Origin of the sequence: Thiohalocapsa marina (assembly GCF_008632335.1) — a bacterium.
GTDB lineage: Bacteria > Pseudomonadota > Gammaproteobacteria > Chromatiales > Chromatiaceae > Thiohalocapsa > Thiohalocapsa marina.
Map to the genome: position 1 here is coordinate 209,865 of NZ_VWXX01000003.1, position 14,772 is coordinate 224,636.

Annotated in this window: 12 protein-coding genes and 1 tRNA gene; 9 read left to right on the forward strand and 4 right to left on the reverse strand. The window is 68.1% G+C overall.

From position 1 onward, the window contains the following. Positions 1–27: 27 nt before the first annotated feature. On the forward strand, positions 28–1,218 hold the full coding sequence (locus F2Q65_RS03770) for an O-succinylhomoserine sulfhydrylase (protein WP_150090566.1): 1,191 nt from the start codon (positions 28–30) through the stop codon (positions 1,216–1,218). Here F2Q65_RS03770 and mgtE read toward each other — a convergent pair. Continuing rightward, the gene (mgtE, locus tag F2Q65_RS03775) at positions 1,215–2,630 is read right to left on the reverse strand and encodes a magnesium transporter (protein ID WP_150090568.1); all 1,416 of its coding nucleotides are present in this window, start codon (positions 2,628–2,630) and stop codon (positions 1,215–1,217) included. The genes F2Q65_RS03770 and mgtE overlap by 4 nt on opposite strands. A gap of 230 nt (positions 2,631–2,860) precedes the next feature. Here mgtE and F2Q65_RS03780 point away from each other — a divergent pair, with 230 nt between their 5' ends. Together F2Q65_RS03780 and F2Q65_RS03785 are read left to right on the forward strand one after the other, a co-directional pair. Further along, a complete protein-coding gene (locus F2Q65_RS03780) occupies positions 2,861–4,993 on the forward strand; it encodes an AAA family ATPase (protein WP_150090571.1) in 2,133 nt (710 codons plus the stop codon). A 115-nt stretch (positions 4,994–5,108) separates the two neighbouring features. Then, a complete protein-coding gene (locus F2Q65_RS03785; RefSeq protein ID WP_150090573.1) occupies positions 5,109–6,092 on the forward strand; it encodes a general secretion pathway protein GspB in 984 nt (327 codons plus the stop codon). Positions 6,093–6,115: 23 nt separating this feature from the next. Here F2Q65_RS03785 and F2Q65_RS03790 read toward each other — a convergent pair whose 3' ends face one another. Further along, positions 6,116–6,301, reverse strand: coding sequence for a hypothetical protein (locus tag F2Q65_RS03790; RefSeq protein ID WP_150090575.1), 186 nt, complete (start codon positions 6,299–6,301; stop codon positions 6,116–6,118). A gap of 229 nt (positions 6,302–6,530) precedes the next feature. Then, positions 6,531–7,196, reverse strand: coding sequence for a Bax inhibitor-1/YccA family protein (locus F2Q65_RS03795; protein WP_150090577.1), 666 nt, complete (start codon positions 7,194–7,196; stop codon positions 6,531–6,533). 304 nt (positions 7,197–7,500) lie between these two features. Here F2Q65_RS03795 and F2Q65_RS03800 point away from each other — a divergent pair. The 4 genes from F2Q65_RS03800 to ribD all read left to right on the forward strand — a co-directional run bounded on the left by F2Q65_RS03800 (position 7,501) and on the right by ribD (position 10,814). After that, positions 7,501–7,590: transfer RNA gene (locus F2Q65_RS03800), tRNA-Ser, on the forward strand. Between the two features lie 270 nt (positions 7,591–7,860). After that, a complete protein-coding gene (glyA, locus tag F2Q65_RS03805; protein ID WP_150090579.1) occupies positions 7,861–9,126 on the forward strand; it encodes a serine hydroxymethyltransferase in 1,266 nt (421 codons plus the stop codon). A 45-nt stretch (positions 9,127–9,171) separates the two neighbouring features. Continuing rightward, the gene (gene nrdR / locus F2Q65_RS03810) at positions 9,172–9,684 is read left to right on the forward strand and encodes a transcriptional regulator NrdR (RefSeq protein WP_150090581.1); all 513 of its coding nucleotides are present in this window, start codon (positions 9,172–9,174) and stop codon (positions 9,682–9,684) included. Then, positions 9,681–10,814: a bifunctional diaminohydroxyphosphoribosylaminopyrimidine deaminase/5-amino-6-(5-phosphoribosylamino)uracil reductase RibD gene (gene ribD, locus F2Q65_RS03815; RefSeq protein ID WP_342782213.1), complete on the forward strand. Its 1,134-nt coding sequence runs from the start codon at positions 9,681–9,683 to the stop codon at positions 10,812–10,814. Before nrdR ends, ribD begins: the two co-directional genes overlap by 4 nt. Before the next feature lie 81 nt (positions 10,815–10,895). On the opposite strand, the gene F2Q65_RS03820 is transcribed toward ribD, so the two are convergent. Next, a complete protein-coding gene (locus F2Q65_RS03820) occupies positions 10,896–12,326 on the reverse strand; it encodes a dihydrolipoyl dehydrogenase (protein WP_150090583.1) in 1,431 nt (476 codons plus the stop codon). Between the two features lie 186 nt (positions 12,327–12,512). On the opposite strand from F2Q65_RS03820, the gene aroA reads away from it, so the two are divergent. Together aroA and cmk are read left to right on the forward strand one after the other, a co-directional pair. Further along, positions 12,513–13,919, forward strand: coding sequence for a 3-phosphoshikimate 1-carboxyvinyltransferase (gene aroA, locus F2Q65_RS03825; RefSeq protein ID WP_281290984.1), 1,407 nt, complete (start codon positions 12,513–12,515; stop codon positions 13,917–13,919). Then, a complete protein-coding gene (cmk, locus tag F2Q65_RS03830; protein ID WP_150090585.1) occupies positions 13,916–14,680 on the forward strand; it encodes a (d)CMP kinase in 765 nt (254 codons plus the stop codon). Before aroA ends, cmk begins: the two co-directional genes overlap by 4 nt. Positions 14,681–14,772 lie beyond the last annotated feature (92 nt).

The window sequence follows — 14,772 nt, forward strand, 5'->3', positions numbered from 1 at the left end:
GTGCGCCGACTCCGGAAGGATCCGCCCATGACCGACCCCCTGCAACCCGACTGGCAACTCGCCACCCGGGCCATCCGCGTCGGCCATGCGCGCACCGCCGAGGGTGAGCATTGCGAGCCGATCTTCACCACATCGAGCTTCGTCTTCAGCAGCGCCGCGGAGGCCGCCGCCCGCTTCGCCGGCGAGCTCCCGGGCAATATCTATTCCCGCTTCACCAATCCCACGGTGCGTGCCTTCGAGCAACGCCTGGCGGCGCTGGAGGGCGGTGCGGCCTGCGTGGCCACGGCCTCGGGCATGGCCGCGCTGCTGGCCACCTGCCTGGGGCTGCTGAAGAGCGGCGATCACATCGTCTCGTCGCGCAGCATCTTCGGCAGCAGTACCATGCTGTTCGACAAGTACATGGCCCGCTTTGGCGTCGAGACCAGCTACGTCGACCTGACCGATGCGTCCGCCTGGGCGTCCGCGATCAGGCCCGCCACCCGGTTGCTGTTCCTGGAGACACCGTCCAACCCGCTGACGGAGATGACCGCCATCCAGCCGCTGGCGGACCTGGCCCACGCCCATGATTGTCTGCTGGCGGTGGACAACTGCTTCTGCACCCCTGCGCTGCAGCAGCCGCTGGCCCATGGGGCGGACCTGGTGATCCACTCAGCCACCAAGTATCTCGACGGCCAGGGGCGCTGCGTGGGGGGCGCCGTGGTCGGCGACGCCAAGCTGGTGGGTGAGGAGATCTTTGGTGTCATCCGCACCGCCGGGCCGTCCATGAGCCCGTTCAATGCCTGGCTGTTCCTGAAGGGGCTGGAGACCCTGGAACTGCGCATGCTGGCCCATTCCGCCGCGGCCCTGCGGCTGGCGCGCTGGCTGGAGGGCCAGCCGCAAGTTGCGCGGGTGCACTATCCGGGGCTCAGGTCGCATCCCCAGCACGCGCTGGTGGGGCCGGGGCGACAGCAGCGCACCGGCGGCGGCATCGTCGCGTTCGAGGTCACTGGCGGACGCCGCGCCGCCTGGCAGGTGATCGACGCCTGCCGGCTGTGTTCCATCACCGCCAACCTGGGTGATACCAAGACCACGATCACGCACCCCGCCAGCACCACCCACGGGCGTCTGAGCCCCGAGGCACGGGACGCGGCGGGCATCGGCGAGGGGCTGATTCGCGTCGCCGTCGGCCTGGAAGCGGTGGAAGACATCCAGGCCGACCTGGCGCGAGGTCTGGGTTAGAGATAGATGGCGGTGGCTGCCACGAAGAAGATCAGCACCGCGAGGATGTCGTTTCCGGTGGTGATGAAGATGCCCGTGGCCATGGCCGGATCGATGCCGAAGTGGTTCAGCAGCAGCGGAATGGTCGCCCCCAGCACGGCGGCCAGCAGGGTTACGCCGGCCAGCGCAAGCCCGGCGGTCAGGGCCAGCAGCGCCGGCTCCTGAATGCCGATGTAGGGGCCGGCAATCAGCACTACCGCCGCCAGGATGATGCCGGCGGCCAGCCCGTTGATCAGTGCCCCCAGCACCTCGCGGCCCAGACGCCAGGGCAGGTCGCCGAGCCAGATGGTGCCGGTGGCAAGGCCCTGGATCGCCACCGTGGCAGCCTGGATGCCGGCATTGCCCGCCATGGACATCACCATCGGGATGAAGCTCGCGAGGATGGCGGCGGCCGCGATCTCCTGCTGGAAGGAGCCGACGATGCTGCCGGACACGGTGGCCCCCACCAGGCCGGCCAGCAGCCAGGGCAGGCGGTTGCGTACGATGCCCAGCACCGGCTCATCGGGGCGTGTGTCCGGCGAGATGCCGCTGAGCAGGTGCAGGTCCTCCTCCGCCTCGTCGCGGACCACCCGCTGCAGTTCGTCGGAGGTGATGCGTCCGAGCAGACGGCCGTCGGCGTCCACCACCGGCACCGAGGCCAGGTCGTTACGCTCGGTGATGCGCACGACCTCTTCCTGGTCCATGTCGGAGCGCACGGCGACATAGTCGGTGCGCATGATGTCGGCAACCTGCCGCTCGCTGGGATGCAGCAGCAGGTCGCGCAGCTTGAGATAGCCTGTCAGTCGCCTGTCGGCATCAACCACATAGACCGCAGACAGCTTCTTGATGCGGTTGGCGTGGCGGCGTACCTCGTTGATGACCTGATCCACGGTCCAGTCCGGCGGCACGACGACGAACTTACGCGTCATGATGCCGCCGGCGGAGTCCTCCTTGTAGGTCATCAGTTCGCTGATGGTGCCGAAGTCCCGCAGGTGCGGCAGCAGCCGGGCCTGCACCTCCTCGGGCAACTCGTCGATGGCATCCACCGCGTCCTCGGGGTCCAGCGAGTCGAACAGTTTGATCAGCCGGTCGATGGTGGCGTCTTCCAGCAGCGCGGCACGAAAGTCGTCATTGAGGCCGGCGATGACCTTGGCTGCCGGTCCCGGCGGCAGGCTCAGAAACAGCTTGCGCGCCCGCTTCAACGGTAACTGCACCAACAGCTCGACGATGTCGCGGGGATGCCAGCGGCGCAGCAGCTTGCGCACGGTGTCGGTCTCGCCGTGCTTGAGCAGGCGCCCGATGGCCTTGACCGTCGGTCGGTTTTCGTCCAGACGATCGCCGGGTCGACCGCGGACCCAGCGCAATTCGTCCGGGATGACGTTTTGTTCGTTCATGGCCTGCGTTCCCGTGCGATCATGTGATGTGGCCCGACGGTGGCGCTTGTGCACCGCTGGCCGCGGTTGCTGCGGCGTGCGCCGCTAAAAATGGCGGGGCCTCCTGCTCCGCTAATCGAGCTGCGGCAAAGCGGCAAATTTGAAATCGCTGGTCGATCAGCGTTTTCCTTGCCAGTGTTTCGGTTACAGGTTCCGGGCGCGGGAGCCCGGTCCAGGTTGGTGATTGAGTCGTGTATCCCAGATATTTTGGTCTGAAAGAGGCCAGCTTTTCCATAACCCCGGATCCGCGCTATCTCTTTCTCAGTGAGCAGCATCGCGAGGCCCTGGCGCATCTGCTCTACGGTGCCGGAGAAAGCGGTGGCTTCGTGCTGCTTACCGGCGAGGTCGGTACCGGCAAGACCACTGTCTGTCGCGCCTTTCTCGAACAACTGCCGGACGATGTCGATGTCGCGCTGGTGCTGAATCCGGCGCTGACCGCCCTGGAACTGTTGCGGGCGGTGTGCGACGAGTTCGGTGTCCAGGTCCCGCCGTCCGAGCGATCTGCCAAGGTGCTGGTCGATCACCTGAATCGGTTCCTGTTGCAGGCCCATGCCGAGGGGCGCCGGCCGGTACTCATCATCGACGAGGCCCAGAATCTGCGTCCGAAGGTCCTGGAACAGGTCCGGCTGCTGACCAACCTGGAGACGACCAAACACAAGCTGCTGCAGATCTTTCTCATCGGTCAACCGGAACTGCGCGACATGCTGCATTCGCCGGACCTGCGTCAGCTCAATCAGCGTATCACCGCGCGGTTTCATCTGAAACCGTTGACCGGGCGAGAGACCGCCGCCTATGTGGATCACCGCATCACCATTGCCGGGGTCGAGCGGCCGCTGTTCAGCCGGGCCGCGCTGCGTCGCGTGCATCGGTACTCCTGTGGTGTGCCGCGCCTGATCAACCTGTTGTGTGACCGTGCCCTGCTGGGCGCCGCCGTGTCGCGACGGATGCAGGTGACGCCGGCCATCGTGACGCGTGCCGCACGTGAGGTGCTCGGACCGGATTCGCCGGCGCGGCGGCGGCACGGACAACGGCTGGCCCTGGCTGCGCTGGTGCTGCTGGCGCTCGGCGCCGGCATCTGGCTCGGGGCCTCGGGCTGGCTGGTGCAGGGGCCGCCGGCGCTGACGGCCTGGCTGGGATCCGGTGCGGATGCCGGTCCGGATTCCGGCCTGGCTGCATCGGACCCCGCGAAGGCAGGGACGACGGTCCCTGTTGCGGACAGGGAATCTCCCCCTAAATCGGTGTTGCAGGACGGAGCCGTCGCGCTGGCCGAAGTGCCGACGGACGAAGCGCCCGATTCGGTGGCCGGTCCGGTGAGCGGCCCTGATGTCGGTTCCGGTTCCGGTTCCGATACCGGCCCCGATTTTGGCTCCGATACTGGCTCCGATACTGGCTCCCAAGCCGACGACAATCCGGATGCTGTCGTGGCAGCAGTGTCGCAGGTGCCCCTGTCCGCGCAACCGGCATCCGTGCAACCAGGGGAGGCGGCCGGGATCGACGGGAGTGCGTCCACGCCGGATCAGGTCACGGGGCGGGAGCCGGACTTGGCTTCCGACCCGGCATCGAACCCGGCTTCGGAACCGGAGCCGACACCCCAACCACAGACCGGGCCTGCCCCCGCGCAGGACATGGCAGCTGCGGCGACCAGGCAGACATCTTCCACCGAACCGGCGCCAGCTCCGTCAACAACCTCGGCGCCGGCGGCCGAGCCGGTTGCCCTGGCGGAATTGACTGACCTGCTGCTGCCCGACGATGCCGTAGTGGATGCACTGCTGGCGCGCTGGGGCATTTCCTTCGAGGACCTGCGCCCGGGACTGGACTGCGCCACCGTGGTGGCCTTCGGCCTGGGCTGTGAGCGCGGCAACGGCCGTTGGAGCGATCTGCGGCAGTTCGACCGGCCGGCGGCGCTCGCCCTCACCCTGGCCGACGGCCAGCGGGGGCATGTCATTGTCGCCGGTCTGGATGACGAGCATGTGGTGCTGCAGCATGCCGGCGGTGATCGGGTGCTGCCCATTGCGGACATCGACGAGCGCTGGTCTGGCGACTTTCTGCTGCTGTGGCGCCTGCCGCCCCCGGGGGTGGAGCTGATCGGCCGGAGTGCCGGCCCGGTCGCCCTGGCCTGGTTGCGGGAGCGTCTGGCCGCGCTGCCCGGGGCGGTGATCGCGGTCGAACCCCCGGTGTATGATCAGGCGCTGGAGTCCGCCGTTAGGCAATTCCAGTCCCGCCAGGGGCTGGTGGTGGACGGGATCGCCGGTCCCAGGACGTTGATGCTGTTGCGCAATGTGCTGGCCTCGACGGATGAGCCGCACCTGAGCCAGTTCGATTGAATCGGTCGAGTTGAGTTGGCCGAGTTGAATCGGTTGAATTGCATTGGCAGAACTGAAATGGCCGTGCTGGATCGGCCGAACAGCTGCAACGTCTGTCTGAGAGTCGAGTGCGACCATGTCATACATCCTTGAGGCGCTGAAAAAGTCCCAGCAGGAACGCGAACTGGGACAGGTGCCCCGTCTGCAAAGCGTCACCTTCGATGAGCCGCCGGAGCCCGGGTTGCCTACGGTCTGGGTGTACGCGGCCCTGGGTCTGGCCCTGGCCGCCGTGCTGATTGCCTCCTATGCCCTGTTCCAGCGCGACGCATCGCGGGCCGGCGTGCCGACAGCAGGCATGGCCCCTGAGGCTGCGCAGGGCAATGCGGTCCGGACGGGCGCGATACCGCCGGAGTCGGCAACGGTGGCCCGGACCGCTGTCGGTGACGCAACGCCTGCGGCAGCAGACCAACCCCTGGATGCCGCTGCAGTGGCCAGTTCGGCGACTGGCCAGGCGGCAGCCTCTCCGGAGACCGATGAAGAGCCGCAGGTGCTCGTGGTCCCGGCGCCCCCCAGGCCGGGCCAGCCCCTGCCCCGGGGGGCCGAGGAGTTGCGTCGGGCCGTGCTTGGCGACCCCGCGCCGCTACCGCCGCCGGTCGCGCCCGTGGTGGAACAGAAGGTGCCCGTTCCGGATGACCTCGTGGCCGACATCGAGGCGTTCAAGCGCCAGGTACGCGGAGCGCCGGAAGCGGAACCGGGGCAGGGTGCGGCACCGACTGCGGCGCCGGCTTCGGAACAGGCATCTGAACAGGCGTCGGCGCCAAAGCCCGCGCGCGCGGCGAATTCTGGCCCTGCGCCGTCCACGATGGCGCAGCCCGCGGCTGCTTCCAGGGCATCTACGGCCAGGGTGCCGCCGCCGTCGACGGCGCTGCGTCGCCAGTTGCCGGAGTTCGTCATGGCGGTGCACGTCTATGATGCTGAACCCGGTCGGCGGTTCGTCTACATCAACGGCCGCAAGCTCCGGGAGCAGGAGCAGAGCAGAGAAGGGTTGAAGCTGGAGCAGGTGGTCGCCGATGGCGCCATCCTGAGCTGGCAGGGAGAGCAGTTCTTTCAGCCGCGTTGAGGGGCGACTGACTCAGGGAGTCGTCAGCGCACCATCAGGATCAGGAACACGACGAACCCGACCACCGCGGCGAGGGGCAGAAGGGCCGCCTGCCAGTCACCTTTCTCCGCCTTCGGGCCATTCTCCTGCCAGGTCCTGAAGGCGGGCCACATGTAGAACAGCAGCATGATGATGGCGGCGGCTGCGGCGATCTTGAGAAACAGTTCCATGGATCTGTGTTGACAGGCTTGTTGAGGTCCTGGATCGGCCGGTGATGTGTGGGGCTTGCGGCGACTCTCAGGCGATTCGCAACGGACGTGCGCGGCAGGGGAAAGGACTGCGAACGGCGCTACCGATGCCGCTGGGCCCGACCTGCCTCACCCCGAATGCCACTGGGCCCGGCCTGCCTCACCCCGCCCTTTCGGCGGTGCGGGGCAGAACCGGGCGCCCCGCACAGTGTCAGTCGTCGCTCATGATGCCGAGAATCTGCAACAGGCTGATGAAGATGTTGAAGATGCTCAGATAGATGCCGTAGGTGGCCATGATGTAATTGGTCTCCGCCCCGCTCTTGATACGGCTGGTATCGAACAGGATGAAGCCGCTCATCAGCATGATGATGGCGCCGGAGATGGCCAGGGACAGCGCCGGCATGCTGAAGAAGATGTTTGCCAGCATGGCCACGAAGACCACCATCATGCCGGCGAACAGGAAGCCGCCCATGAAGCTGAAGTCCGTCTTCGACATCAGCGCATAACCGGACAGGCCGAGGAAGATCACTGCGGTACCGCCGAACGCGGTGGCGATGATGCCGGGTCCGTTGGGCAGTGCCAGGTACATGCTCAGGATGGACCCCAGGCCGAAACCGAGCATGCCGGTGATCAGGAAGATCATGCCGACGCCAGCGGCCGACTGTGCCGTGCGCGGAAGGACGAAGATGCCGAGCACCATGGCGCCGATGACCGACACCAGGTAGACCCACGAGGGCATCGCCAGGGCCATGGACAGCATGGCCGTGACTGCGCTGAAGCCCAGTGTGGCCGCGAGCAGCAGGTAGGTGTTCTTGAGGACCTTGTTGGTTTCCAGAACGCCCTGGGCGCTTTGGGCAACCGAGTAGTGATTCGCCATGGTCGTCGATCTCTCCGGGTTGTTGCAGTTGAGAAGGGTTCAGTTGACAAGGCTGATGTCAAGGATACCCGAGCGAACCGCCGGTGCAAGGGGTGAAGTCCGATGCCTGGCTTCGAAGGTCTCGCCCGACGGGCCCAGGTTGCGTTATGATCCCTGTATGCGATCGGCGCGACGGCGAATCAATGCCGCCGCATCACGGTTCGCTCGCTGATGTGACCCCACGGCGCAAGAAAAGTTTGCGCCGGGCACGGCGCCCGCCCGGGCTGCCGGTCATAAAAGCCGCAACGGCGGTCATGTCTCACCCGGAGGGATGGCAGAGCGGTTGAATGCACTGGTCTTGAAAACCAGCAAGGGTTAACGCCCTTCCAGGGTTCGAATCCCTGTCCCTCCGCCAATTTGATGCAGCAAGCATCTGATAAATCAAGTAATTTCCTTGCCGGCAGGCCGCAAGACCCCAATCGGCCCCCACTTCGCTTCGGCTCTACGGGCTCGACTTGCTTCGAGCCCTGTGGTCCACACACAAGCCTGCCGATGCGCAACCTTGGCTGGCGACCCTTGCAGACTGCGTCGATCCGTCGACTCGGCTGGGTATACAATGGCCGGCTTGGTAAAACTGATCGCTCCGGGCCCTGTGCCGAGCCCAACTCAACCAGGGGAATACCTCATGTTCGATACGCACATGCAGATTGCGGGCTACGACGACGAACTGGCCCAAGCCATCCACGCCGAGGAGCGCCGCCAGGAAGAGCACGTCGAGCTGATCGCGTCGGAGAACTACGCCAGCCCCCGGGTGATGGAGGCCCAGGGCTCGGTGCTGACCAACAAGTACGCCGAAGGCTATCCGTCCAAGCGCTACTACGGCGGCTGCGAGTACGTCGACATCGCCGAGCAGCTTGCCATCGAGCGTGCCAAGCAGCTGTTCGGCGCGGACTATGCCAATGTCCAGCCCCACTCGGGCTCCCAGGCCAACGCCGCGGTGTTCATGGCCCTGTGCCAGCCGGGCGACACGGTGCTGGGCATGAGCCTGGCCCACGGCGGCCATCTGACCCATGGCGCCAAGCCGAACTTCTCCGGCAAGCTCTACAACGCCGTGCAGTACGGCCTGGACCCGGCCACCGGCGAGATCGACTACGCCGAGGTCGAGCGGCTGGCGCACGAGCACAAGCCGCGCATGATCATCGCCGGCTTCTCCGCCTACTCGCGGGTGGTGGACTGGCAGCGGTTCCGCACCATCGCCGACGCGGTAGGCGCCTATCTGCTGGTTGACATGGCCCATATTGCCGGCCTGGTGGCCGCCGGCGTCTATCCCAGCCCGGTGCAGATCGCCGATGTGACCACCACCACCACGCACAAGACTCTGCGCGGGCCCCGTGGCGGGCTGATCCTGGCCAAGGCCAATCCGGAACTGGAGAAGAAATTCAACTCGCTGGTCTTTCCGGGCACCCAGGGCGGTCCGCTGATGCATGTCATCGCGGCCAAGGCGGTGGCCTTCAAGGAGGCCCTGGAGCCGGCGTTCAAGGACTACCAGCGCGCGGTGGTGCAGAACGCCCAGACCATGGCGGAGGTGTTCATGGCCCGCGGCTACAACGTGGTTTCCGGCGGCACCGACGATCACCTGTTTCTGGTGAGCTTCATCGACCAGGGACTCACGGGCAAGGACGTGGATGCCTGGCTCGGCGCGGCCAATGTCACCGTGAACAAGAACGCGGTGCCCAATGATCCGCAGTCGCCGTTCGTCACCAGCGGCATCCGCATCGGCACCCCGGCCATCACCACCCGCGGCTTCGGCCTGGACGAGGTGCGCGACCTGGCTGGCTGGATGTGCGATGTGATCGATGCCCGCGGCGACAGTGCCGTCATCGAGGCGGTCAAGGCCAAGGTGCTGGCCCTGTGCGCGCGTTTTCCGGTGTACGGACACCTGGGCGCCTGATGGGGCGCCTGATGGGACGCCGGGCGCGCTAACGAGGGCTGGGCCATGCGCTGTCCATTCTGCGGGGCCCAGGACACCAAGGTCGTCGACTCGCGCCTGTCCGGCGATGGCGACCAGGTGCGCCGGCGTCGGCGTTGCGTCGTCTGCGGCGAGCGCTTCACCACTTATGAATCTGCGGAGCTGAACTTGCCGCGGGTGGTCAAGCGCGATGGCAGCCGGGTGCCGTTCGACGGCCGCAAGCTACGCTCCGGCATCATGCGGGCGGCGGAGAAGCGGCCCATCAGCACCGACCAGATCGACGCCGCGGTGTCGCGCATCAATCGGGCGCTCCTGGCCACCGGCGAGGGCGAGGTCACGGCCGGGCGGATCGGCGAATTGGTGATGGACGAGCTGCGCAAGCTCGACCAGGTGGCCTATGTACGGTTCGCCTCGGTGTACCGGAAGTTCGAGGATGTGGCCGCCTTCCGCGAGGAAATCGAGCGGCTGGAGCAGCAGATTTCGCCGGAGGAGCAGCGCGCCCAGCTCGACCTGCTGGCGGACCTGGACAAGAAGCCGTGAGCACGGACGACGACCTGCGCTTCATGGCCCGCGCCGTTCGCCTGGCCTGGCGCGGCCTCTACACCACCGACCCCAATCCGCGCGTGGGGTGCGTGCTGGTCCGCGACGGCGCGGTGGTGGGCGAGGGCTTCCACCGGCGCGCGGGCGAACCCCACGCCGAGATCCACGCCATCCAGGCCGCCGGCGCGCGCGCCCGGGGTGCCACCGCCTACATCACGCTTGAGCCCTGCTGCCATCACGGGCGCACTCCGCCCTGCACCGATGCCCTGCTGCGCGCCGAGGTGAGCCGCGTGGTCATCGGCATGGAAGACCCAAATCCGCTGGTGCGGGGCCGGGGTGTGCGTCGCCTGCGTGCGGCGGGTGTACAGGTGCGCAGCGGCGTGCTCGAGACGGCCGTGCGCGCGCTCAATCCCGGTTTCGAGCGGCGCATGCGCGGCGCTCTGCCGCTGGTGCGTTGCAAGCTGGCCGCCAGTCTGGACGGGCGCACGGCCATGGCCGATGGCGAGAGCCGCTGGATCACCAGCGATGACGCCCGCCGCGACGTGCAGCGTCTGCGGGCGCGCTCGTCGGCGGTCATCACCGGCATCGGCACCGTGCTGGCGGACGACCCGCACCTGAACGTGCGCCTGGGCGCGGCGCAGATCCCCGCCCTGGGGCCCGACGAGCCCGCGCGCCAGCCGTTGCGGGTGGTGGTGGACAGCGGGCTGCGGCTGCCGACGGATGCGCGCCTGCTGCGCCTGCCGGGGGCGACCCTGGTGGCCACCTGCAACGACGATCCCGCGGCCATCGCCCGTGCCAACGCCGCCGGCGCCGAGGTGCAGGTGTTTCCCGCTGATGCCGCCGGGCGCGTTGACCTGCCGTCGCTGCTGCGCTACCTGGCCGAGCGCGAGATCAACGAGGCGCTGATCGAGTCCGGGCCGACCCTGGCCGGCGCGGCAATGCAGGCGGGCATTGTCGACGAGCTTGTGCTGTACCTGGCACCGCACCTGATGGGGGCCAATGCCCGCGGCCTGTTCCATCTGCCGGGGGTCGATGGCATGGCCCAGCGGCTGCCGCTGGACATCACCGATGTCCGTCGGGTCGGATGCGACCTGCGGGTGACCGCCCGCCCGTCTCGCAACCCCGACTGATGTCGGGCAAGCCCGGGCGCCGCAAGGCGCCCTGCTTGCAGAGGACCCCGGCAGAAGACCCTGCCAGAAAATTGGGGCGGGTCAGTCGTCGGTGTCCTGTAGTGGCCAGAGCTCCGTCAGGCCCGCGTTTTTCGCCTCCAGCTTGCCGTAGAGGTCGTACAGCGCGGCCTGCAGGGCCTCTTCGATGACCGGGTGGTAGAACGGCATTCGCAGTAGTTCGCCGACGCTCAGCCCCTGTTCGATGCACCAGCACAGCAGGTGCGCCAGGTTCTCGCCCTTCGGGCCGATCATCTCCGCGCCCAGCAGCCGGCCGCTGGCCCTGTCGGCGTAGACGCGCAACACCCCCCTGTTCTTGCCCATGATCAGCGCCCGGCCCACCGGTGCGAAGCGGATCTGTCCCACCGCGGCAGTCTGCGGGTCGATCTCATCGAAGCGCTGACCCACGGCACAGATGTTCGGGTCGCAGAAGTTGATGAACAGCGGCGTCTTGCGCCGGAACCGGCGCCGTTCGCCGCGGGCGGCGTTCCAGCCGGCGATCTTGCCCTCGTCGCCGGCCTCGTGCAGGATCTGGCGCTCGCCGTTGACGTCCCCGGCGATGAACACCGGCAGATCCCCCACCTGCATGCTGTGGCGGTCGAACGGCGGCAGGCCGCGCGCGTCCAGGGGCACCCCCAGCGCGTCGCTCAGCACCTCGAGCCCCAGTCCGTCGATATTCGGCGTGCGGCCGATGCTGCAGAGCACCCGATCCACCAGCACGCTGTGCCCCCCGGCGCTGACCCGCAGCCGATCGCCGTCCTCGTGGATCTCCGCGGCGGCGCCCAGGTGCAGCGGCATCTCCTTGCCGATGAGTTCGATCGCCGCCTGATTGACCTCCGGATCGCTGATACCGGCGATCTGCCGTTGCTGGTCGAAGCCGGTCACGTCCACGCCCAGGCGGCACAGGCTCTGGCCGAGTTCCAGGCCGATGGTACCGAGGCCGATCACTGCCATGGATGCCGGCAGGTCCTCGAGTTCGAACAGCTCGTCGGTGGTGAGGATGCGCTCGCCGAACGGCCGCCAGGCGCTCGGCACCACGGGCCGGGAGCCGGTGGCGATGACCACGGCCCCGGCACGGATGCGCTGGCCGCCGGCCTCCACCAGCGTGGGCTCCACAAGGCGCGCAAAGTCCTGGATGAATTGCTCCTCGGGCAGCTCGTCGGTGCTGGTGCTCAGCACGCGGTCCACAAAGGTGTCGCGCAGGTCCTGCACATGCTCCAGGGCCTCGCCGACGTCCAGGGTCATGGCCTGGTGACCGTCGACGCCGAATTTGCCCAGGTGGGTGCGGCGGTGGTAATCCTCCGCGATCTGGATCATGGCCTTGGACGGCATGCAGCCGACCCGGGCGCAAGTGGTGCCCGGCTCGCCGCCATTGATGAGCACGAACGACTTGCCGGCCTTGCGGGTCTGGCTCAGCGCGTTCAGTCCGGCGGAGCCGGAGCCGATGATGGCGACGTCGACGGTTCTCTCTTGCATGGGTCACTCCTGGTCGCGGTTGCCGCGCTGCCGGCCCGCGGCTCGCTTGTTTGGTTTACAGGGCAGGGTGCTTGGGCTATTTTGCACTGTTGTCGCGCCCTGGCGCATCCACCGTCGGTCTGGCCCCGCAACCGCGCGATTCGCGAACCCGTGGCGGCACCCGGCATTGCCTGATCCGAGGCCCGCTTGTCCCCATCCATCACCCCCTCTTCCCGGGCGACCGAGCCCGCCGCGCCGGTCTCGACGCCGGCATCCAATCCAGCCTCCAGGCAGCCGCGCTTCGTCGTCGCCCCCGGCGGTACCCTGCGCGGGCAGCTGCGCGTGCCGGGGGACAAGTCGATCTCCCACCGCGCCATCATGCTGGGGGCCATTGCCGACGGTGTCACCGAGATCAGCGGCTTCCTCGAGGGGGCCGATGCCCTGGCCACACTGGCGGCCTTCCGCGCCATGGGGGTCGTCATCGACGGCCCCGACCGTGGCCGGGTGCGGGTGATGGGCGCCGGGCTCGAGGGCCTGCGGGATCCGGGCCTGGCGCTGGCAATGGGCAACTCAGGCACCTCCATGCGGTTGCTCAGCGGCCTGCTGAGCGGCCAGCGGTTCGCCACCACGCTGACCGGCGACGCCTCGCTGTCGCGCCGGCCCATGCGGCGCGTCACCGAGCCGCTGCGCGCCATGGGGGCGGAGATCGAGACCACCTCCGCCGGAACGGCCCCGCTGGTGGTGCGTCCGGTGGCGAACCTGCACGGCATCCATTACCGCATGCCGGTGGCCAGTGCCCAGGTCAAGTCCAGCCTGCTGCTGGCGGGTCTGTATGCCACCGGAGAGACCTGTGTCACCGAGCCGGCGCCGACACGGGACCACACCGAGCGCATGCTGACCGCCTTCGGCTACCCGCTGGAGCGCACCCCCGGCCGTGTCTGCCTGCACGGCGGCGGCCGCCTGCGTGCGATCCCCATTGCCGTGCCGGCGGACATCTCATCCGCGGCCTTCTTTCTGGTGGGTGCGAGCATCGCCCCCGGCTCGGAACTGCTGCTGCAGGGCGTGGGCCTGAACCCGACGCGCATCGGCGTCATCAATATCCTGCGCGCCATGGGCGCGGACATCGGTGTGGAGGGGCTGCGCGAGGAGGGTGCAGAACCTGTGGCCGACCTGCGCGTGCGTCCGGCGCCGCTCAGGGGCATCGAGATCCCCGCCGATCAGGTGCCGCTGGCCATCGACGAGTTTCCTGCCCTGTTCATCGCCGCGGCTTGCGCCGAGGGCGAGACCCTGCTGACTGGCGCCGAGGAGCTGCGGGTGAAGGAGAGCGACCGTATCGCGGTGATGGCAGAGGGGCTGACGGCGCTGGGAATCCGCGCCGAGGTCCTGCCGGACGGCATCCGCATCGTCGGCCGGGGCCAGCGGCCGGACGTGTTCACCGGCGGCCGCGTCCACAGCCATGACGATCACCGCATCGCCATGTCCTTCGCCATGGCGGCATTGCGTGCGTCGGGCCCGGTGGAGATCGAAGACTGTGCCAACGTCGATACCTCGTTTCCCGGTTTCGCTGCGCTGGCCGCTGGCGCCGGGCTCGGCATCGTCGAGGAGGCGGCATGAGCGTGCCTGGCCAGAGCGGAGATCAGCGCGGGAAGCAGGGTGCCGGACAGACGCTTGGTGCGCCGGTCATCGCCATCGACGGCCCATCCGGCAGCGGCAAGGGCACCATCGCCGAATGCCTGGCCCGCCGCCTCGGCTGGCACGTGCTGGACAGTGGCGCGCTGTATCGTTGTCTGGGGCTCGCGGCACACCGGCGCGCCCTGGACCTGGATGACGGCGCGGCCATGGGGCGGCTGGCAGCCGAACTGGCCATCCGTTTCGACGGCGACCGTGTGCTGCTGAACGACGAGGATGTCTCAGACGCGATCCGCACCGCCGAGGCCGGTCCGCGGGCCTCCCGCGTGGCCGTGCATGCGCCAGTGCGTGGCGCGCTACTGTCCTGGCAGCGGGCGGCGGCTCGCCGGCCGGGCCTGATTGCTGATGGGCGCGACATGGGCTCGACGGTGTTTCCGGATGCGACACTGAAGATCTATCTCGATGCCAGCCCGGAGGAGCGCGCGCGGCGTCGATATAAACAGTTGAAGGAAAAAGGCATGGATGCTAACCTGCCGGCCTTGACCAGAGAGCTCCGCGAGCGCGACGCCCTCGACCGCAATCGGGAGCAGAGTCCGCTCACCATCGCCGACGGCGCCGTCGTCATCGACACGACGGCGCTTTCCATCGACGACGTGGTCGCTGCCGTGCTGGCCGAGGCGCGATCAGTGCCTGCCCTGGCGGCAGCCGTCCCGCCTAAGACGGGCCTTGTTGCGGCGCTGCACTAAAGCCGAACCGATGCTCAGGCAGTGCCCGGCCGGTGACCAGCCGGCTCCCGCTCTCCAGTCCTGCATTGCACGGGTCGACCCCGCCACGTCGG

Excerpts from the sequence above, each read along its gene's own strand:
- F2Q65_RS03770 (WP_150090566.1), top strand. The coding sequence starts at position 28 with ATGACCGACCCCCTGCAACCCGACTGGCAACTCGCCACCCGGGCCATC.
- mgtE (WP_150090568.1), bottom strand. The coding sequence starts at position 2,630 with ATGAACGAACAAAACGTCATCCCGGACGAATTGCGCTGGGTCCGCGGT.
- F2Q65_RS03785 (WP_150090573.1), top strand. The coding sequence starts at position 5,109 with ATGTCATACATCCTTGAGGCGCTGAAAAAGTCCCAGCAGGAACGCGAA.
- F2Q65_RS03790 (WP_150090575.1), bottom strand. The coding sequence starts at position 6,301 with ATGGAACTGTTTCTCAAGATCGCCGCAGCCGCCGCCATCATCATGCTG.
- F2Q65_RS03795 (WP_150090577.1), bottom strand. The coding sequence starts at position 7,196 with ATGGCGAATCACTACTCGGTTGCCCAAAGCGCCCAGGGCGTTCTGGAA.
- glyA (WP_150090579.1), top strand. The coding sequence starts at position 7,861 with ATGTTCGATACGCACATGCAGATTGCGGGCTACGACGACGAACTGGCC.
- nrdR (WP_150090581.1), top strand. The coding sequence starts at position 9,172 with ATGCGCTGTCCATTCTGCGGGGCCCAGGACACCAAGGTCGTCGACTCG.
- F2Q65_RS03820 (WP_150090583.1), bottom strand. The coding sequence starts at position 12,326 with ATGCAAGAGAGAACCGTCGACGTCGCCATCATCGGCTCCGGCTCCGCC.
- cmk (WP_150090585.1), top strand. The coding sequence starts at position 13,916 with ATGAGCGTGCCTGGCCAGAGCGGAGATCAGCGCGGGAAGCAGGGTGCC.